The organism is Massilia sp. (genome assembly GCF_032106685.1).
Taxonomy (GTDB): Bacteria; Pseudomonadota; Gammaproteobacteria; order Burkholderiales; family Burkholderiaceae_D; genus Telluria.
Genome location: NZ_DAMCPG010000012.1, coordinates 100,332 through 117,282 on the forward strand (window position 1 = coordinate 100,332; position 16,951 = coordinate 117,282).

21 protein-coding genes and 1 rRNA gene are annotated in these 16,951 nt (G+C 66.3%); 8 read left to right on the forward strand and 14 right to left on the reverse strand.

Annotated elements, in window-relative coordinates; translation table 11 throughout:
• Positions 1-142 precede the first annotated feature (142 nt).
• Positions 143-718, forward strand: coding sequence for a DUF1439 domain-containing protein (locus RT688_RS09575; RefSeq protein WP_313704643.1), 576 nt, complete (start codon positions 143-145; stop codon positions 716-718).
• Positions 719-1,068: 350 nt separating this feature from the next.
• Complete coding sequence (locus RT688_RS09580; RefSeq protein ID WP_313704644.1) at positions 1,069-1,254, forward strand: hypothetical protein; 186 nt, start codon at positions 1,069-1,071, stop codon at positions 1,252-1,254.
• A gap of 138 nt (positions 1,255-1,392) precedes the next feature.
• Here RT688_RS09580 and RT688_RS09585 read toward each other — a convergent pair whose 3' ends face one another.
• Together RT688_RS09585 and RT688_RS09590 are read right to left on the reverse strand one after the other, a co-directional pair.
• Positions 1,393-2,040, reverse strand: coding sequence for an Hpt domain-containing protein (locus RT688_RS09585; RefSeq protein ID WP_313704645.1), 648 nt, complete (start codon positions 2,038-2,040; stop codon positions 1,393-1,395).
• A gap of 19 nt (positions 2,041-2,059) precedes the next feature.
• On the reverse strand, positions 2,060-3,058 hold the full coding sequence (locus tag RT688_RS09590) for a CAP domain-containing protein (protein WP_313704646.1): 999 nt from the start codon (positions 3,056-3,058) through the stop codon (positions 2,060-2,062).
• Between the two features lie 138 nt (positions 3,059-3,196).
• On the opposite strand from RT688_RS09590, the gene pssA reads away from it, so the two are divergent.
• Complete coding sequence (gene pssA / locus RT688_RS09595) at positions 3,197-3,991, forward strand: CDP-diacylglycerol--serine O-phosphatidyltransferase (protein WP_313704647.1); 795 nt, start codon at positions 3,197-3,199, stop codon at positions 3,989-3,991.
• Here pssA and RT688_RS09600 read toward each other — a convergent pair.
• From RT688_RS09600 to RT688_RS09650, 11 genes are all read right to left on the reverse strand, one after another.
• Positions 3,988-4,296, reverse strand: a complete 309-nt coding sequence (locus RT688_RS09600) for a metal-sensitive transcriptional regulator (protein WP_313704648.1) — start codon at positions 4,294-4,296, stop codon at positions 3,988-3,990. The genes pssA and RT688_RS09600 overlap by 4 nt on opposite strands.
• Positions 4,297-4,303: 7 nt before the next feature.
• On the reverse strand, positions 4,304-5,221 hold the full coding sequence (locus RT688_RS09605) for an aldo/keto reductase (protein ID WP_313704649.1): 918 nt from the start codon (positions 5,219-5,221) through the stop codon (positions 4,304-4,306).
• Between the two features lie 247 nt (positions 5,222-5,468).
• Positions 5,469-6,614, reverse strand: coding sequence for a D-alanyl-D-alanine carboxypeptidase family protein (locus RT688_RS09610; protein ID WP_313704650.1), 1,146 nt, complete (start codon positions 6,612-6,614; stop codon positions 5,469-5,471).
• A 138-nt stretch (positions 6,615-6,752) separates the two neighbouring features.
• Positions 6,753-7,382 carry an alpha/beta hydrolase gene (locus RT688_RS09615; RefSeq protein WP_313704651.1) on the reverse strand — a complete coding sequence of 210 codons (630 nt, stop codon included), beginning with the start codon at positions 7,380-7,382 and terminating at the stop codon, positions 6,753-6,755.
• A gap of 7 nt (positions 7,383-7,389) precedes the next feature.
• Positions 7,390-7,716: an NAD(P)H-dependent oxidoreductase subunit E gene (locus RT688_RS09620; protein ID WP_313704652.1), complete on the reverse strand. Its 327-nt coding sequence runs from the start codon at positions 7,714-7,716 to the stop codon at positions 7,390-7,392.
• A gap of 50 nt (positions 7,717-7,766) precedes the next feature.
• Positions 7,767-8,939, reverse strand: coding sequence for a VanZ family protein (locus tag RT688_RS09625; RefSeq protein WP_313704653.1), 1,173 nt, complete (start codon positions 8,937-8,939; stop codon positions 7,767-7,769).
• Complete coding sequence (locus RT688_RS09630) at positions 8,936-9,553, reverse strand: ABC-type transport auxiliary lipoprotein family protein (RefSeq protein WP_313704654.1); 618 nt, start codon at positions 9,551-9,553, stop codon at positions 8,936-8,938. The genes RT688_RS09625 and RT688_RS09630 overlap by 4 nt, the downstream gene beginning before the upstream one ends.
• A gap of 14 nt (positions 9,554-9,567) precedes the next feature.
• Complete coding sequence (locus RT688_RS09635; RefSeq protein ID WP_313704655.1) at positions 9,568-10,515, reverse strand: MlaD family protein; 948 nt, start codon at positions 10,513-10,515, stop codon at positions 9,568-9,570.
• A 1-nt stretch (position 10,516) separates the two neighbouring features.
• Positions 10,517-11,371, reverse strand: coding sequence for an ABC transporter ATP-binding protein (locus RT688_RS09640; RefSeq protein ID WP_313704656.1), 855 nt, complete (start codon positions 11,369-11,371; stop codon positions 10,517-10,519).
• Positions 11,372-11,388: 17 nt separating this feature from the next.
• Positions 11,389-12,456, reverse strand: a complete 1,068-nt coding sequence (locus tag RT688_RS09645; RefSeq protein WP_409521900.1) for an MlaE family ABC transporter permease — start codon at positions 12,454-12,456, stop codon at positions 11,389-11,391.
• Positions 12,457-12,578: 122 nt separating this feature from the next.
• Positions 12,579-14,072: a DUF4080 domain-containing protein gene (locus RT688_RS09650; RefSeq protein WP_313704658.1), complete on the reverse strand. Its 1,494-nt coding sequence runs from the start codon at positions 14,070-14,072 to the stop codon at positions 12,579-12,581.
• A gap of 144 nt (positions 14,073-14,216) precedes the next feature.
• Here RT688_RS09650 and rrf point away from each other — a divergent pair.
• The 3 genes from rrf (at position 14,217) to RT688_RS09665 (ending at position 15,332) form a co-directional block, all read left to right on the forward strand.
• Positions 14,217-14,329 (forward strand): 5S ribosomal RNA (rrf, locus tag RT688_RS09655).
• 224 nt (positions 14,330-14,553) lie between these two features.
• Positions 14,554-14,868 (forward strand): YbjQ family protein, encoded by a 315-nt coding sequence (locus RT688_RS09660; RefSeq protein WP_313704659.1) that lies wholly within the window; start codon positions 14,554-14,556, stop codon positions 14,866-14,868.
• Complete coding sequence (locus tag RT688_RS09665) at positions 14,868-15,332, forward strand: heavy metal-binding domain-containing protein (protein WP_313704660.1); 465 nt, start codon at positions 14,868-14,870, stop codon at positions 15,330-15,332. The genes RT688_RS09660 and RT688_RS09665 overlap by 1 nt, the downstream gene beginning before the upstream one ends.
• Here RT688_RS09665 and RT688_RS09670 read toward each other — a convergent pair.
• A complete protein-coding gene (locus tag RT688_RS09670) occupies positions 15,308-15,688 on the reverse strand; it encodes a hypothetical protein (RefSeq protein ID WP_313704661.1) in 381 nt (126 codons plus the stop codon). The genes RT688_RS09665 and RT688_RS09670 overlap by 25 nt on opposite strands.
• Here RT688_RS09670 and RT688_RS09675 point away from each other — a divergent pair.
• Positions 15,601-16,155, forward strand: coding sequence for a M48 family metalloprotease (locus tag RT688_RS09675; RefSeq protein WP_409521901.1), 555 nt, complete (start codon positions 15,601-15,603; stop codon positions 16,153-16,155). The genes RT688_RS09670 and RT688_RS09675 overlap by 88 nt on opposite strands.
• A 230-nt stretch (positions 16,156-16,385) precedes the next feature.
• Positions 16,386-16,951: penicillin acylase family protein (locus RT688_RS09680; protein ID WP_313704662.1), on the forward strand; the 566-nt coding region annotated here is incomplete at its 3' end.

Here is a 16,951-nt window from a genome sequence, read left to right on the forward strand (position 1 = left end):
TCCGGATCATGCCTGACGACTCGACCACAAACGATCACCGCGTGGGCTCGAGAGCCCACCCTACAAAAGCATTGTCACCGCCGTGCGCACATGGCCCCGTGCCGCTTCATGCTAGGCTCTGCCTGAAAACACAGGAGCCCCCATGACCGATCCCCACGCACGCCGCCGGCGCACCCTGCTGGCAACCCTGGCCGTTTCCGGCGCGGCCTTGCTGGCTTCCTGCGCCAGCATGCTCGGCCCGCGCGAAGTCGACGTGCCGCTGTGGAAGCTGCAGGCCAGCCTCGACCGCCGCTTCCCGGTCGACAACCGCCTGCTCGAATTGTTCGACGTGCGCCTGACGCGCCCGCAGCTGGCGGTGCACGGGGGCGACCGCGTCTCGCTCACCGTCGACGCCAGCCTGGCCCAGTCCCTGCTGCGCGAACCGCTCGCCGGCAGCCTGGTGTTTTCCGGACGCCTGTACGTCGACCCGGCGCGCAGCGGCGTCTTCATGGCCGAGCCGCGCATCGAGCGCTTCGCCATCGGCGGCATGGACAAGCTGGTGCAGCGCCAGCTGACGCGCGCCGCCAACGGCCTGATGGACACGCTGGTGCTCGACATCCCCGTCTATACCTTCCGCATGGAAGAGCTGCGCTATGCCGGCGTGCAGTACGTTCCGACCCGGATCGCCACCACGGCAAGCGGCTTGCGCATCTCGCTCGAACCGGCCTCCAAACCCTGAGTCCCCGCTACCGGGCCGGCGTCGCACAAAGCCGCGCACGATTGGCCTGGGCCATGAATTTATTGTCAATAATGCTATGATTTCCGCAGATGACAACGCTGGCGCGGGTGCCGCGTGTGGCGGGTGGAGAAGGTGTTGCACAGTTGCCGCAAGGGCGAGATTCCTTGAGGATGGCGTTGCGGATGCGCCGGGTTCGGCGCACACTGGACGCCGAATTGCTGTGGCAGCGCTGCCGGTACGGGCTTCGGGATTGCGCTTCCTCATGCCCGGAATGTTCCGCTGAAGTAATCTTGCTTTACGGATTGATGTGCTGCGGTTGGGGGTGAATCTTGGAAACGATACAAGAGAGTTTGCCGAACGAAAGCGTGATGGCGGAGCCAATGACGGCCTCGGCGGCGCGGGTCATGCCCACGCGCCTGAGCCTGCCGGCCAAAGGTTCTTGCTGGTATTGCGAGAAGCCGCTCGACAGCGTGCGCCGCTTCTGCGGCAAGGACTGTGCCGATTCGTTCGACGAAGAAGCCGAATACACGCGCTGATATACGCTCCTGCCGGGTGGCCGTCACACCCGCATGGGCGCTGCCGCCGCGCCATGCCGGGCCGATCGTCTTCGACCAAGGGTCCCGCTGCCCGGGCATCGCGCTTGCGGTGCCGCACCGGGCGTCCTGCCGGAAGTTCTAACCGGTCACCTTGGCCCGTCCGGGCCGGTCGAGCAGTGCCAGCGCGCGCTCGAAATCGAAGTCCGCGACCGCGGCGGCAAGCGCGCCGTATGTCTCCTCTCCCAATTCCTTGACCAGGGCATCGCGCGCCTGCTCCACCAGGTCGACGGCCTCGCCGTCGCCGATGTCGAGCAGGGCACGCAGGCGGCTCACCGTATCGTCGCTGCGGGCCAGGCGCGGCGCCGGCGCGGCGGCTTCGGACAGTTCCGCCATCGTGTCGAGTTCGCGCAGCACATGCGCCAGCTCGGCATCGAGGCGCAGGAACAGGGCCGGGATGGCGGGCATATGGGAATCCTGGGGACGGGGAGCACGCATCGCATCGTCGAGCGCGAGCGCGGCCGCGTGCAGCGAACGCGCCTCGATCAACCCGGCCGCACCCTTGATCGTGTGCACCAGGCGCTGGGCCAGCGCCAGGTTGCCGGTGTCGATGGCGGTGCGGATGGCGGCGCCGGCGCTGCGGTAGTCGAGGCGAAAACGCGCCAGCGCGCGCAGGTAGACCGGACGGTTTCCCATCAGGCGCTCGACACCGGCCTCGACATCCACCAGCGGCGCGGGCGTCGCGTCCGTTGCCGCCTGTGCGGGTATGGCCGGATCCGGCTTATTCATCGCGCATCGTCGTCGCAGCTCAGCGGGCCGTCGTGAACGACCAGTTGCGGCTGACCGCGGAGCCGTTGACGGTGCCGGCGAAGGTCACGTCATAGGTCGTGTTCGCCGCCAGCGGCGACAGCGGCACGATCGCGGCCGAGGATTTCCCGGTATGCGTGTCGTTCGCATTGCTCAGCAGGCGCGTCGGCAGGTCGGCGCCGCCGCGTGGGCGCACCGTGAAGGCCTGCACCGTGACCGGGTCGTTGATGTTGGCGTGCACGCTGATCGGATAGCCGACTTCGTTGCGGTCCGGTACCGGGTCGGGCGACTCGGTGTCGCTGAAGAAGTTGCGCGGCACGGCGGTCTGGGCATCGAAGGGCCAGACCGCGACCTGGCCGCGCGCCAGGGTCGTCGCATAACCGTTGCTGGCGCCGAAGTTGGCGGTGAAATAGCTGCGGCCGTTCGTCGCGGTTGCGGCACCGGTGCCGATTTCCCTGAATGCGGGCTCGAAGATGACGAAGCGGTGATAGACCGCGGTGATCAGCTCCTCGGCCATGTATTGGCCGGAACTGCTGTTCGCCGCCGAGATCACTTCGCCATAGGCAGCGGGGCGCACCAGCACGTAGTTGGCGGCGGCCAGGCGATCGGCCAGGGTGACGCCGGTGAAGCCCTGTTTTCCTGCGACCTGCTCGTGCGAAATGACATTGTTGATGCGCTGGTAGTCGGAGTGACCTTGCGCCGCGATGTCGATCACCGTGCTGTGGGTGAGCGCGGACAAGCCGGTTTGGGTACGCCGGTAGTTCAGCCATGCGCGGCCGTCGAGTGCGATGTTGCCCGTCAGCGCAGGGGCGCCGGGTTGCGGCGGCGTCTCCGTGACCGGTGGGGCCGGGGTGAGCGGATCGGGGATCGCGGGCGGCGCGTTGCTGGTGGGCGGCGCGACCGGGGCCGGGCTGTCGCCGCCACCGCCGCCGCAGGCGGCCAGGGCCAGGGCGGTGACGCATCCCGCCAGTATTGTCCGCGCACGCAGCAATTCGCTCATCCGTAACTCCTGATATTAATCAAATCCGTGGATGCACATTCTAGGGCAAATCCACAATGCATGACTCCGGCGCCGTGCGCGACCATGGTGCTCCCGCCACGGTAGAATACGGCCATCTTTTCCAAGTCCGGACATCAATTGAACCAGCCCCGACCCAAGCGCCTGGCGCGCGCCAAGTTTGCCCTGCCCAGTTTCGTCACCCTGCTGTCGATCGCCTGCGGCTTCGGCAGTATCGTCATCTCGGTCGACAACGCCCAGGTCGGCGCGCCGGGCGACTTCCGCCTGGCCGCCATCCTGCTGGTGCTGGCCGGCGTGTTCGACGCGCTCGACGGCTTCGTGGCGCGCGCCACCAACACCCAGTCCAGCTTCGGCGTCCAGCTCGATTCGATCGCCGACGTGATGAACTTCGGCTGCGCACCGGGTTTGCTGCTGTACTGCTACGGCTTTGCCCAGCTGGGCGCCGCGCACCCGACCATCGTGCGCATGGGCGGCCTGGCCTGCTTCATCTTCGTTGCCTGCGGCGCACTGCGCCTGGCGCGCTTTAACGTCTCGGTCGGCAAGACCGATCCGCGCTACTTCGTCGGCATGCCGATCACGGCGGGCGCGGCCTGTGTCGCCTCGGTCGTCGTGGCCTGGCCCGATCCGGTGGTCAACAACGCCCAGGCCTTTGCCGTGATGGCGCTGATGGTCGCCGTCGGCACCCTGATGGTCTCGACCGTAAGATTTCCTAGCAGCAAGCAAAAACTGACCAAGGGAATGTACATCGTCCTGGCTGCGGCGGTTCTGCTGCTGATCATATTGCAGACGCGCTTTTTCGTGCTCTTCTTCCTGCTCTATATCTGCGCGACCCTGCTGCTGAACATCGCCTGGCAGGGCGGCTGGCGCGGCATCGCGCCGCCGAAGGTGTACGACGAGGAAGAGTCGACGGTTTAAGCAAACTTGTCGAGCAGGGCAGCCAGCCGCGCCGCCGTCGCGCGCGCGTCCTCGAGGCTGCCGGCCTGCTCGCTATGGGTCACGACCGTTGCCGTGAGCAATTGAACAAAGGAGCGGTCGAGCGCCTTGCGCGCCGCCGCCATCTGCTGGGCGACGGCATCGCAGTCCGCGGGTTCGGCCGCCAGCGCGATCAGTTTCTGCACCCCACGCAGCTGGCCCTCGATGCGGGCCAGGCGGTTGAGCAGGTCCTTCTTTTGCTGGGCCGTCAGCGCGCGCCCTTCGACGATCTTGACGCTTTCCGCCATGGCGACCTCAGGCGACCTCGTGCCCGCGCGCCGCGCGCAGGATCGCGAACCAGTCGTCGCGCGCCAGCGTGAAGCCGGTGGCCGCGACCGCGGCCGCGACCGATTCGATGCGGCCGCTGCCGGTAAGGGGAATCGGGCGGCTCGGCAGCGCCATGATCCAGGCGAACACCACGCCGGCGAAGGATTGGCCAAGGCGGTCGGCCACGTCCTGGATGGCGGCGCGCAGCTTGACGATGTGCGGCTCGGTCGCGGTGAACAGGCGCCCGCCGCCCAGCGGCGACCAGATCATCGGCGCCACGCCCAGGTCCTGCAGGCCGTCGAAGGTCTCGTCGAACATCGGCGCCGTGTGCAGCGGCGAGAACTCGACCTGATTGGTGGCCAGCGGCACGCGCCGGTTCAGCGCCTCGAACTGGTGGCGGGTAAAGTTCGACACGCCCACGTGGCGCACCTTGCCGTCGCGCTGCAGGCGGGTAAAGGCTTCGGCGACCTCGTCGAAGTTCATCAGCGGATCGGGGCGGTGGATCAGCAGCAGGTCGAGCCGGTCGGTGCCGAGCTGGCGCAAGGAGGCTTCGGCCGAGGCGACGATGTGCCGGGCACTGGTGTCGTAGTGCTGGATCGTGTGCGCCGGACGGCGAGCGGACACCAGCTTGATGCCGCACTTGCTGACGATCTCGATCCGGTCGCGCAGCGAGGGCCGCTCGCGCAGGGCTTCGCCGAACAGGCTCTCGACGCCGTAGTCGCCGTAGATGTCGGCGTGGTCGAAACTCGTCACGCCGAGGGCAATGCATTCCTCGATGAAGGCGACGCGCGACGACACCGGCATGTTCCATTCGCCCATGCGCCACATGCCGGCGACGATGCGCGACAGTTCGAGGCCATCCTGGCGGGTGGCGATGCGGGGGCAGGTGGCGGAAGGCTGGGACATCGGCGGCTTTCTTGCATTTACGGTAACGAGGCATTATAGCGACGGCGTGCAGGTCGCGTCGGATGCCTGGTCGCGTGGACATGCGTATCGAAACGTCGCGGCATATCTGTCGTCGCTTGAACGCGTGGGCGGCGCACACGGCGGCAATACGGATCAATCCGGGTGGAGCCGCCCACCCTACTGGTCTGAAAAAACAAAACGCCCGCCGGGCGAACCGGGCGGGCGTCGTTGCAGGCGAACTGAACGCTTACTTCATCCAGAGACGCAGCGAGTCCCAGGCGCGGCCGAAGATCGAGGCTTCCGGCACTTCTTCCAGCGCCACGACCGGCAGCACCAGCAGCGGCTTGCCATCGACCATCATCTTCAGGGTGCCGACGCGGCCGTTCTTCGCCAGCGGGGCGACCAGCGGGTCCTTGCGCTCGAGCACAGGCTTGAGCTTGCCGGCGACGCCTTTCGGCACCGTCACCAGGACGTCGTTGGTGAAGCCGACCTTCACGTTCGATTGCGAACCCTTCCACACTTCCGGCGTGGCCACGGCCTGGCCCTTCGAATACAGCTTGACCGTGTCGAAGTTCTGGAAGCCCCAGTTCAGCAGCTTCTGGCTTTCCTGGGTACGCGCGCTGTCCGAGTTGGCGCCGGACAGCACCGAGATCAGGCGGCGCTCGCCGCTGTTGCCGTTCGGGCGGCGCGCCGAGGCGATCATGCTGTAGCCCGAGGCGTCGGTGTGGCCGGTCTTCATGCCGTCCACGGTCGGGTCCAGCCACAGCAGGCGGTTGCGGTTCTGCTGGGTGATCTTGTTGTAGGTGAACTGCTTGACCGAGTCGATCTTGTAGAACTCGGGGAAGTCGCGGATCACGTGGGTGGCCAGGCTGGCCAGGTCCTGCGCGGTCGAGAAGTTGTCCGGGCTCGGCAGGCCGTGCGGGTTGGCGAACCTGGTGTTCTTCAGGCCCATGCGCTGCGCTTCGCGGTTCATCAGGGTGACGAAGGTGCCTTCGTCGCCGGCGACCGCTTCGGCCAGCGCGACCGCCGCGTCGTTACCCGACTGCACCATCAGGCCATGCAGCAGGTCGCTGATGCTGACCGGGGTGGCCGGGTCGATGAACATCTTCGAGCTGCTCGAATCGACTTTCCAGGCGCGGGTCGAGACATTGACCATCTGCTCCATGGTCAGCTTCTTGTCGCGGATCGCCTGGAAGGTGACGTAGGCCGTCATGATCTTGGTCAGCGATGCCGGTTCGATCCGCAGGTTCGGGTCCTGGGCGGCGATCACCTGGCCGCTGGTGGCGTCGAGCAGCAGCCACGATTTCGCTGCGATTTGAGGCGCGGGCACGCTTTGCGCGCTGGCCGAGATCATCACCAGGCTGGCGGCCACGGCTGCAATCAGTTTCTTCATGGGAACTAAAGTCTCAATCTAGGGGTGGGTGAAGCGCAGGCAATGTGAGTACACACATTGCCTGGAGTCAAAGAAGGGACTCATTATAGGCCAGTGCCGCCGCGAACAGAACACTCTTCAATTAGTCTTAATACACGCTTAATTGTTGCGATCCCACATTTGAATCACGAGATTCTTGATCGGATTGAGGCGGCGGTGGAAGAAGTGGTCGGCGCCCGGGATCACGATCACCGGGATTTCCAGCGGCCGCGCCCAGTCGAACACCATCTGCAGGGTGATGGTGTCGTCCTGCTCGCCGTGGATCAGGATGGTGTCTTCGGGCACGCTCGGCATCGGCCACTTGCCGGCGGCGGTGCCGACCAGCACCATGCGCTGGACCGACTTGCCCTCGGCCGCCAGGCGCGCCTGCAGTTGCGCCTGCACGAAGGTACCGAACGAAAAGCCGGACAGCGCCACCGGCAGGCCCGGATACTGTTCCTGCATGTGCTCGAGCATGACCTGCATGTCGTCGACCTCGCCGTGGCCGCGGTCGTGCTCGCCCTCGGACTCGCCCACGCCGCGGAAATTGAAGCGCGCGGTCGCATAGCCGAGCGTCACGAAGGTGCGCGCCAGCGTCTGCGTGACCTTGTTTTCCATGGTGCCGCCGTACAGCGGGTGCGGGTGGGCCACCAGCGCGATGCCGCGCGGCGCCTCTTCCGGCAGGTCGAGCAGGCATTCCATCTTGCCGGCGTGGCCGGTCAGGTAAAACTTTTTCGAAAACTTGTTCATATAAAAATCAGATCTTCAGGCGCTCGACGACCTCGCCTTTCAGGATGTGGTTGTCGATGATGTCGTCGATGTCCGTGGTGTCGACATAGGTGTACCAGGTGCCCTGCGGGTAGATCACCACGACCGGGCCTTCCTCGCAGCGCTCCAGGCAACCGGCCTGGTTAATGCGCACCTTGCCCGGCTGGTTCAGGCCAAGCTGTTTGATACGCTTTTTCGCATGCTTTTGCGCGACCTCGGCGCCGGCCTTGCCGCAGCTTTGGCGGCAATTCTCGCCTTCGCGCACGTTCATGCAGAAAAAGACGTGGTGTTCGTAGAAAGGTTTCTCGTCGTTCATATTCTCGTCCTGAGCAAGAGCCAATGGGCCATCCGCAATGATACGCGGGTTTAATGACGCCCTTCGTGCCGATTCAGTTTATGGGAGGGAAGCAGCAGGAACCAGAGCGCGAGGAACGGCCAGCTCATCGACAGGAACTGGGCCGCCCCGTTGAAGTTCAAGAACTTGCCCTGCACCCAGCCCTGCAGGGTGGACGTGAAATACGGGTTGGCCGGGATCGTGTTCACCACGATCAGGCTCAGCACCAGCGTGACCACGGCCAGGCGGCGCTGTGCGATTTGCGGCGCGAAGGCCAGGCCGGCCAGCATGATCAGGCCGATCAGGAAGCCGCCCTCGGCGCCGGGCGTGACCCAGACCAGGGCGTTGTCGGGGCGGAACAGCAGGGAGCTGGCCAGGGTCTTGGTCAGCAGGGCCGCGCCCAGCATCAGCAGCACCAGGGTGTAGCGCGGCGCTCCCCGGCGCAGCAGGCACAGCAGGGTCAACGCGGCGCCGGTCATGCCGCAGGCGGTGATGATGGTCTCCGACAGCCAGTACTGCTCGACGCTCATCGCCGGCCCCGGGCGCAGCATGGCGACCAGGTCGATGTCCTCGTCGAACAGCGTCGACAGCCAGCCCGACACCATCGGCAGCACCTGGCCGTGGCCGAACAGGAAGCTCTGCGGGTAGATCTGGGCCAGCGGCCACAGGGCGAGCAGCACCAGGCCCTGGCTCGCATGCGGGGCGAACCAGCGCCGCCGCAGGCGGTTCAGCCGGCCCTCGGCCAGCAGCAGGCGCACCGCGAGCGGACCGATGCAGGCGCCGATGAAGCAGCCGACGCTGTTGGTCAGCAGGTCGAGGTTCGAGGGCACGCGGCTCGGCAGGAAGTTCTGCACCGTCTCCATCGTGCCCGACACCAGGATGCCGAAGACGGTCGTCAGCAGCACCGCCCAGATCCCGCGCACGAAGGGGTACAAGGCCAGCACCAGCAGCACGCCGAGCGGCACGTAGCCGACGACGTTGACCATCACGTCGAAGCCGGTCCAGTAGCGCTGCTTGACCAGGTTCAGGAAGGACAGCAGCGGCAGCCCGCTGTTGCGCCAGCCGGTGAAGGGATACCAGCTGGCGTAGACGATCAGCAGCAGGTAGGCCAGCAGCGCCGCGCGCGCCACGGGGGAGCTGCGGCGCGCGGGCGCCTCCGGCAGCGCGGGGCCGGCCGCGGTTCCCTCTACTTCCGGCTTGCTCATTGCGTCCTGGTGTCGATACCTGCCAGCCAGGCGATGATGTCGGCGGCCGTCGCGTCCAGGCTGGCGCCCAGCGCGCGCACGCCGCCGGCGGCGTCGGCGCTCGGGGCCGGCGAGGCGCGGCTGAAGGTCTTCTGGTCGAGCAGGGTATGGCCGCGGAACACCGAGGCGCGCAGCACCAGCTGGCCTTCGCTCTGGCTGGCGCTGGAGAAGGCGTGGGTGAACTCGTCGACCTCGACGCGCATGATCGGCACCCCGGTGGTGGTGTCGGTGGCCGACAGCACCTTGATGCCGGCTTGCGCCAGGCGGGCCTTGAGGCGCTGGGTCACCAGGATCAGCGGGCTGGCGCTCCAGCGGCTGTTGGCATAGGTGCGCGCCTGCAGCGGGTCGGCATAGTTCAGGCGGTACACCATGCGCTCGTTCTCGAGCGCGGGCGAGCCGGTCGCGTCCATCACGACGATGGCGGCCAGCGGCGCCTGGGCCGCCTGGGCGGCAGGCGCGCCGAGCGGACCGAAGTCGAAATGGGCATTGTTGGCGGCGGGCTTGCTGGTGCCGCAGCCGGCCAGGGCCAGAGTCAGGGCCAGGGCGGCGGTGCCGAGGATGCGGGGCGAAATCATGGTGGTCAAGGTCCTCATTTGGTCGGGGCGACGAAGCCCGGCTCGCCGGGGCCGGGTTGCGCGCTCGGCGCGCCGAACAGGATGCTCTGCGGACGGTCGGAAATCGAGTCCGCCGTGCGGCGCACCGAGCGCAGCGCCGTACGCGCCTCGTCCGTCATGCGCACCACGTGCGGCAGGGTTTCCGCTTCCAGGTCGGCCGTCACGCCGGTCAGCGAGTCGATCGCGCCGTTCAGGCGGTTCAGCGGGCCGTCCGGCGCCTGCAGGCCGGTGGCCAGGCGGTCGTAGTTCTTCGCGGTGGCGGTGGCGCTGTCGGCGAAGGTGTCGAAGGACTCCAGGCTGCCTTCGAGCTTGTCGGCCAGGCGCGGCAGCTTGTCGATCGTGGGGCCGAGGCGCTGCGGGATCTCGCCGTAGGCGGCGGCCGCCTTGCTGATGTTGTCGAAGGCGCCGATGATGGTCTTCTGGTTCTCGTCGCTCACCAGGTTGTTGATGCGCGCGGTGATCTCCTCGGTGCGGTCGAGGATGGCCAGGCCGCGCTTTTCCAGCTGGTCGAGCAGGCCCGGGCGCAGCGGAATGCGGCCCACGTGGTCCGTGTCGGTCTTCAGGAGCGGCGAGCCGGTGCGGTCGTCGTCGAGCTGGATGAAGGCGATGCCCGTCACGCCCTGGTAGCCGAGCGAGGCGAAGGTGGTGGTGGTGATCGGCGAGCCTTCCTCGACCGACAGCTTGATGAGGATCTGGCCGGTCACCTTCGGGTCGAACACGATCTCGTCCACGCGCCCGACTTCCAGGCCGCGGTAGCGCACGGTCGCTTGCGGGTTCAGGCCGGGAATCGACTGGGTGGTGACGATTTCATAGGGGGCCAGTTCGGTCTTGTCGCGGTTCAGCCACAGGCCCACGAGCACGGTCGCCACCAAGAGGGCGATCGTGAACACGCCGGTCATGAGGGCATACGATCGGTTTTCCATGTTACTCCTTCGCTTCGTCCTCCGCCGCCTCGTCGCGTTCGTCGAGCACTTCGAGCGCCCGGCGGCCGCGCGGGCCGAGGAAGAAATGTTTGATGAAGGGATGGTCGACCCGCAGAACGTCGCGCGACGGTCCCACCGCCAGCACGTGCTTCTCGGCCAGGACCGCGATGCGCGAGGAAAGCGCAAACAGCGTGTCGAGGTCGTGGGTGACCATCACCACGGTCAGTTTCAGTTCCCGGTGCAGGGCCTGGATCAGGGCCACGAAGGCATCCGAGAGGTCGGGGTCCAGGCCCGCGGTCGGCTCGTCCAGGAACAGCAGGCGCGGTTCCAGCGCCAGCGCGCGCGCCAGCGCGGCGCGCTTGACCATCCCGCCCGACAGGTCGGAAGGCATCTTGTTGGCGTGCTCCGCGCCCAGGCCCACCATGTCCATCTTGAGCAGCACCGCGTCGCGGATCACGTCTTCCGGCAGGGCGCGCAGTTCGCGCATCGGCTGGGCGATGTTGTCGAACACCGTCAGGGCCGAATAGAGCGCACCCTGCTGGAACAGCATGCCCCAATGGTTGCGCATCTGCCGCAGCTGCTCGGGGCCGGCCGCGCTGATGTCCTCGCCGAACACGCGCACGCAGCCGCGCGTCGGCCGGTTCAGGCCCAGCATCTGGCGCAGCAGCACGGTCTTGCCGGTGCCGGAACCGCCGACGATCGAGAGGATCTCGCCCGAATAGATTTCCAGGTTCAGGTCCTGGTGCACCACGGTCTTGCCGAACTTGGTCCACAGGTTGCGGATCTCGACCACCGGCGGTCCGACGTCTTCCTCCGGCCTGCGGTTCAGGCGCTGGCGGCGCGCAGTGCTGTCCATCTTGTCGTCCACCGCCATCAGAACCCCACTCCGTTGAAGATGATGGCGAACACGGCGTCGGCCAGGATCACCACGGTGATCGCCGTCACCACCGAGGTGGTGGTGCCGCGTCCCAGGCTTTCGGTATTCGGCTTGATGCGCAGGCCGAAGTGGCAGGACACCAGCGCGATCAGCACGCCGAAGGTCACCCCTTTCAGCAGGCCGATCGTGTAGTTCACCAGCGGCACCGCGTCCGGCAGCTTCTGCAGGAAGTAGCGGAACGACAGGCCCAGCTCCAGCTTGGCCGAGGCCATGCCGCCGATCAGGGCCATGGCGTCGGTCCAGACCACCAGCAGCGGCATCGAGATGGCCAGCGCGATCACCTTCGGCATGATCAGGCGGTAGCCGTGGGAGATGCCCATCACCAGCATGGCGTCGAGCTCCTCGGTCACGCGCATCACGCCCAGCTGGGCCGTGATCGAGGAACCGGAACGGCCGGCGACCAGGATCGCCGCCAGCAGCGGCCCGAGTTCGCGGATCACGCTCATGCCGAGGATGTTGACCAGGTAGATGTCGCCGCCGAACATGCGCAGCTGCTGGGCCGACAGGTAGGACAGCACCACGCCGATCAGGAAACCCACCAGGGCCGTAATGCCCAGCGCCTGGAAGCCGGAGTGGTAGATATTCGCCGAGATCTCGCGCCACGGGCCGGTGGCCGGGCGGCGGATGAAGCGCCCGAGGTCCTGCACCAGGCGGCCGATCAGGGCGACGAAGCCGTGCAGGTGCTCGAAGAAGGTGAGCAGGCCCTGGCCCAGCACGATGATCCAGTTCAGCGCGCTGACGCGGGTGCGCGGCAGGTTGATCCGGCTGGCGTCCTCGATGCGCTTGAACAGGTCTTCCTGGCGCGGGTCGAGACGCAGGCGGGCGGGGCGCTTCTTGCCCCAGGCGTTCCAGAACATCTGGGCGCCGATGTGGTCGATGCTGTCCACTTCGGTCAGGTCCCATTCGAGCTCGGACTGCTTTTTCAGGCTGGCCAGCGTGCGGTTGATCCCCTTGAGCAGGCCGCACCCGGTGAGCACGCTGACCTGCCAGACGCCGCTCGCCATGACAGATTGCCCCGCCCCGCCGGCGGATTTCTGGATGGTTAATATTGGCGGTTTATCAATCTGCATTATTGCAGTGTAAAAGGAATTGGCCGGATTTGCATATTGGCGCTCCTGTAGAGTGCTCAGGCCGCAAGATGACGCACCTGGCGCACCGGCGCCGCGACCGGCTGGGCCGCTGCCTTCGGTCCGCCGTGACCGTCGGCCTTGCCGGCATAGTCGCTGGCCAGCAGGGCGCTTGCGCCTTCCTGCGGCATGCCGGTGACGACCAGCCATTCGGCCACCAGTTTCGCCAGGCGTTCGAGCGCGATGCGGTGGGTGGCGTCGGTCTTCGTGTAGAGCCAGTCCGAGAAGGCCATGAAGTTTTCGAAAGGACGCGCGCCCAGCAAGGTCTTGACCGTGTTGGCGAAGCGCCCCGAATTGGCCACCAGGTCCCAGTAGCGGGCAAAGCGCACCAGGCGCTGCATGGTCGGGAAATCGATCAGGCTGGTCGCCAGTACCGTGTAGGGCGGGTAGGGGTCGTACACCATCTGGAACGGCCCCGTATGGCGGATGATCGGCGTGCCGCGCAGGCGTTTCAGGATGCCGAACTGGATCTCGTGCGCGCCCAGGCCCACCAGCTGGTCGAAGCCGCGTGCGAAGCTGGCGATGTCCTCGCCCGGCAGGCCGGCGATCAGGTCGACGTGCAGGTGGGCCTGCGATTGCGTGCACAGCCAGCGGATGTTGTCGGCCGCCTTCTCGTTGTTCTGCTTGCGGCTGACCAGGGCTTGCACGTCCGGATTGAAGCTCTGGATGCCGATCTCGAACTGCAGGGCGCCGGCCGGGAATTGGGCGATGGTCTCCTTCAGCGCCTCCGGCAGGTGGTCGGGCACCAGCTCGAAGTGGGCGTAGACCGGATCGTCCGGATTGGCCGCCAGCTTATCGAGGAAGAACTGCATGATGCGCTGGCTGGTCTTGACGTTCAGGTTGAAGGTGCGGTCGACGAACTTGAACAGGCGCGCGCCGCGCGCGTACAAATCGTCCAGCTGCGCCAGGAAATCATCCAATGGGAACGGCCAGGCGGTCTTGTCGAGCGAGGACAGGCAGAATTCGCACTTGAACGGGCAGCCGCGCGAGGCCTCGACGTAGATCGTGCGGTGCGCGATGTCCTCCTCACTATATAAAAAATAGGGCAGGGCGATCTCCGCCATCGGCGGCTGCACGCCGGCATGCACCTTCATCAGCGGCTTGGGGCCGTGCAGGATCTCGGCGCACAGCTTCGGGAAGGTGACGTCGCCCCAGCCGGTGACGACGTAGTCGGCCAGGCGGCAGATCTCCTGCTCGTTCGTCTCATGCGACACCTCGGGCCCGCCGAGCACGATCGTGACCTCGGGCGCGACGCGTTTGAGCATGGCGACGATCCTGGTCGTCTCTTCCACGTTCCAGATGTAGACGCCGAAGCCGACGATGCGCGGCCGGCGCGCCAGCAGGCGCTCGACCACCTCGGTGGTCTTGGCGCCGATGACGAATTCCTGCAGTTCGGTCTCGGCCTGGAGCGGCCCCATGTTCGCCAGCAGGTAGCGCAGGCCCAGCGATGCGTGGGCGTAGCGGGCGTTCAGGGTCGATAGCAGGATGGTCATGGCGGCGGCAAACGAAGCAAAACAGCCATTTTACGCGTTGGCGCGTCATCAGCGCTGGCGTTGTGCGATGTTGCCTGTTAGAATAAGCGCCGGAATTCAGGAAGCCTGTTGCCCAGTTGAGGAACAGTTTTCCAGCAAGTTATGCCTGATGACCATAGCAAGTCGGTCCCACCCCTTCCCATCCCGAACAGGACCGTGAAACGACTTTGCGCCGATGATAGTGCTGCAACCAGTGTGAAAGTAGGTTATCGTCAGGCTAGTTAATAAGTAGTAGGCAAAAACCCCGTCGAGTTGATACTCGGCGGGGTTTTTGTTTTTGCGCCCATGTTTAACGGTGCAGAGTGTTGGCTAAAGCAGGCTAACAATGCTCAGAATTCACGCGTGGGCACGGGGCGCCCACCCTACTTATGCTTTCCGTATTGAAATTATCAATTGATCATGCACAGAATGCATGATTCACGATTTTTCATGAAAGCAGATCATGTTCCTCAGCAATATCGAAACCATCCCCGGCAAGACCATCACCGCCAGCCACGGCCTCGTCTCGGGCAGCACGGTACGCGCCAAGCACGTGGGCCGCGACATCATGGCCGGCCTGAAGAACATCGTCGGCGGCGAACTGCGCGGCTACACCGAACTGCTGGAGGAATCGCGCGCGCAGGCGATCGAGCGCATGAAGACCCAGGCCCAGCAGATGGGCGCCAACGCCATCGTCAACGTGCGCTTCTCGACCTCGTCGGTGGCCGCCGGCGCCGCCGAGATCTACGTCTACGGTACCGCGGTCACGGTCGCCTGATGGAACTCTATTTATTGCTCCTGTTCTGGGGTGTGCCCATCGTGCTCGGCTTCGTCTTCGGGCAGCTCAACGAAAAGCGCCACTACCGCGCGATCCACGCGCGCGAGAAGACCTGGCTGCACCTGCCGGCCACGGCAAGCAGGCATCCGGTGCTGTCGGGCCAGGTCGCGCGCTGCGAACTGGTCGGCGGCAGTGTCGTGGTCTCGGTCGATTACTTCAAGCGCGCCGCCGCGGCCCTGCGCGCAATCGTCGGCGGACCGGTCAAGTCCTATGAAAGCCTGCTCGACCGCGCCAAGCGCGAAGCCGTGCTGCGCCTGAAGGAAAGCTGCCCAGGCGCGCACGAGATCGTCAACCTGCGCCTGGAAACGGCGCCGCTGTCGAAGAACGCGCAGGGCGGCATCGGCTCGGTCGAGGTATTCGCCTTCGCCACCGCGCTCTACTACACCGAAGCGCCCCATTCGTGAAATACCAGCCCTCGCTGCCCAGCCATAACGACAACGTCGCACAGGAACATCCGCTGAAGGATTTCCTGAAGATCCTGACGGGGCTGGCGGCGCTGGCGCTGCTCGGCTTTTTCCTGCTCGGCCTGCTGGTCGATACCGTGGTCGAGCGCATGGATCCGGCCACGGAAGCCGCGCTCAGCCGCCTCATCGCGGACAAGGCGCCGGCCGCGCCAGGGCAGGGCGACGCGCGCGTGGTCAGGTTGCAGGCGCTGGTCGACAGCCTGCGCGGCTGCGCCGGCGTGCAGGGGCCGGCGACGGTGCGCCTGCTCGATTCGACGACGCCGAACGCGGTCGTCATGCCGGGCGGGACGATCCACGTGTTCTCCGCGCTGCTCGACCGGGTGAGTCCGAGAACGGCCTGGCCTTCGTGCTGGCGCATGAGCTGGCCCACCTCGCCCACCGCGACCACCTGCGCGCACTGGGGAAAGGGATTGTCCTGTACGGCCTGGCGGCCCTGGTCGGCGGCGACACGTCAAGCCTGGCGAGCGTGCTGGCGCCGGTACGGCAGCTGGGCGAGGCCAGGTATTCGCAGGCGCGCGAGTCGCAGGCCGATGCGCTGGCGCTCGCGGTGCTGGCCTGCCGCTATGGCCATGCCGGCGGCGCCACCGAGTTCTTCGACGCGCTCGCTGTGGGCGAAGACGAGGCCTTGCCGGGCGCGCATTATGTCGCCTCCCATCCGGCGCTGCGGGCGCGCATCGCGGCGCTCCAGGGCATGATCGCGCAGGCCGGCATGCGGACCGGCGCCGTGACGCCGCTGGTCTTGGCGCAGCCAGGCGCGCCATGAATACAACAGCTGCCCCCACAGCCGCACGGTAGCTGGCCCTATCGACTTGACGAGTTCGCAAGGCGCATGCCAGCATGCAAACAGTATCTCCGCATCAATATCGAGCAGTTCTGCACCAGGAAGTCCCACCCTCCGGTCACGCGGCCGCGGCCGCAGAAAGCGTCCATATGAAGCGTAGCAACAGCGCGGTTGTCGTTCCGCGTCGACTCCTCCTTGCGGCATCCCTTGCCTTGACCCTCGGCGCCTGCCACCGTGGCGGCGACGACGGCCCCGCAGCGCCGCCGATCGAGACCGCCTCGCGCATCAATGTCGAGCTGGCCCGCACGACACACGGCGTGGCCCACGTGCGCGCCGACGATTTCCGCAGCCTCGGCTATGGGCTGGCCTATGCCTATGCCCAGGACAACGTCTGCATGTTCGCCGACTCGCTGCTGACGGCGCGCGGCGAACGCTCGCTGTTCTTCGGCGGCGAAGCGCGCGCGCCGAAGCGCACCGCCGACGAATATGGCGCCGCCAGCGGTTTCATGGACCTGAAGAACGAGGACAGCGACTTCTTCTTCAAGGGCTACCTCGACCTCGAGCAGCTGCGCGCCAACTACGCCGCCGGCGCCCAGGAACCGCGCGACATCCTCGCAGGCTACGTCGAAGGCTACAACCGCTACCTGAAGGACTACACCGGCAAGCTGCCGGCCGCCTGCGCCAATGCCAAATGGGTGCGGCCGATCACGCTCGACGACATGAAGCTGCACGCAGGCCTGCACGATCGCATCGTTGCGCACGATGCCGCCGGTCAGCG

What these genes read in the sequence shown, in the direction of transcription:
- RT688_RS09575 (WP_313704643.1), top strand. Translation starts at nt 143, where the DNA reads ATGACCGATCCCCACGCACGCCGCCGGCGCACCCTGCTGGCAACCCTG.
- RT688_RS09585 (WP_313704645.1), bottom strand. Translation starts at nt 2,040, where the DNA reads ATGAATAAGCCGGATCCGGCCATACCCGCACAGGCGGCAACGGACGCG.
- RT688_RS09590 (WP_313704646.1), bottom strand. Translation starts at nt 3,058, where the DNA reads ATGAGCGAATTGCTGCGTGCGCGGACAATACTGGCGGGATGCGTCACC.
- RT688_RS09600 (WP_313704648.1), bottom strand. Translation starts at nt 4,296, where the DNA reads ATGGCGGAAAGCGTCAAGATCGTCGAAGGGCGCGCGCTGACGGCCCAG.
- RT688_RS09605 (WP_313704649.1), bottom strand. Translation starts at nt 5,221, where the DNA reads ATGTCCCAGCCTTCCGCCACCTGCCCCCGCATCGCCACCCGCCAGGAT.
- RT688_RS09610 (WP_313704650.1), bottom strand. Translation starts at nt 6,614, where the DNA reads ATGAAGAAACTGATTGCAGCCGTGGCCGCCAGCCTGGTGATGATCTCG.
- RT688_RS09615 (WP_313704651.1), bottom strand. Translation starts at nt 7,382, where the DNA reads ATGAACAAGTTTTCGAAAAAGTTTTACCTGACCGGCCACGCCGGCAAG.
- RT688_RS09620 (WP_313704652.1), bottom strand. Translation starts at nt 7,716, where the DNA reads ATGAACGACGAGAAACCTTTCTACGAACACCACGTCTTTTTCTGCATG.
- RT688_RS09625 (WP_313704653.1), bottom strand. Translation starts at nt 8,939, where the DNA reads ATGAGCAAGCCGGAAGTAGAGGGAACCGCGGCCGGCCCCGCGCTGCCG.
- RT688_RS09630 (WP_313704654.1), bottom strand. Translation starts at nt 9,553, where the DNA reads ATGATTTCGCCCCGCATCCTCGGCACCGCCGCCCTGGCCCTGACTCTG.
- RT688_RS09635 (WP_313704655.1), bottom strand. Translation starts at nt 10,515, where the DNA reads ATGGAAAACCGATCGTATGCCCTCATGACCGGCGTGTTCACGATCGCC.
- RT688_RS09640 (WP_313704656.1), bottom strand. Translation starts at nt 11,371, where the DNA reads ATGGACAGCACTGCGCGCCGCCAGCGCCTGAACCGCAGGCCGGAGGAA.
- RT688_RS09645 (WP_409521900.1), bottom strand. Translation starts at nt 12,456, where the DNA reads ATGGCGAGCGGCGTCTGGCAGGTCAGCGTGCTCACCGGGTGCGGCCTG.
- RT688_RS09650 (WP_313704658.1), bottom strand. Translation starts at nt 14,072, where the DNA reads ATGACCATCCTGCTATCGACCCTGAACGCCCGCTACGCCCACGCATCG.
- RT688_RS09660 (WP_313704659.1), top strand. Translation starts at nt 14,554, where the DNA reads ATGTTCCTCAGCAATATCGAAACCATCCCCGGCAAGACCATCACCGCC.
- RT688_RS09665 (WP_313704660.1), top strand. Translation starts at nt 14,868, where the DNA reads ATGGAACTCTATTTATTGCTCCTGTTCTGGGGTGTGCCCATCGTGCTC.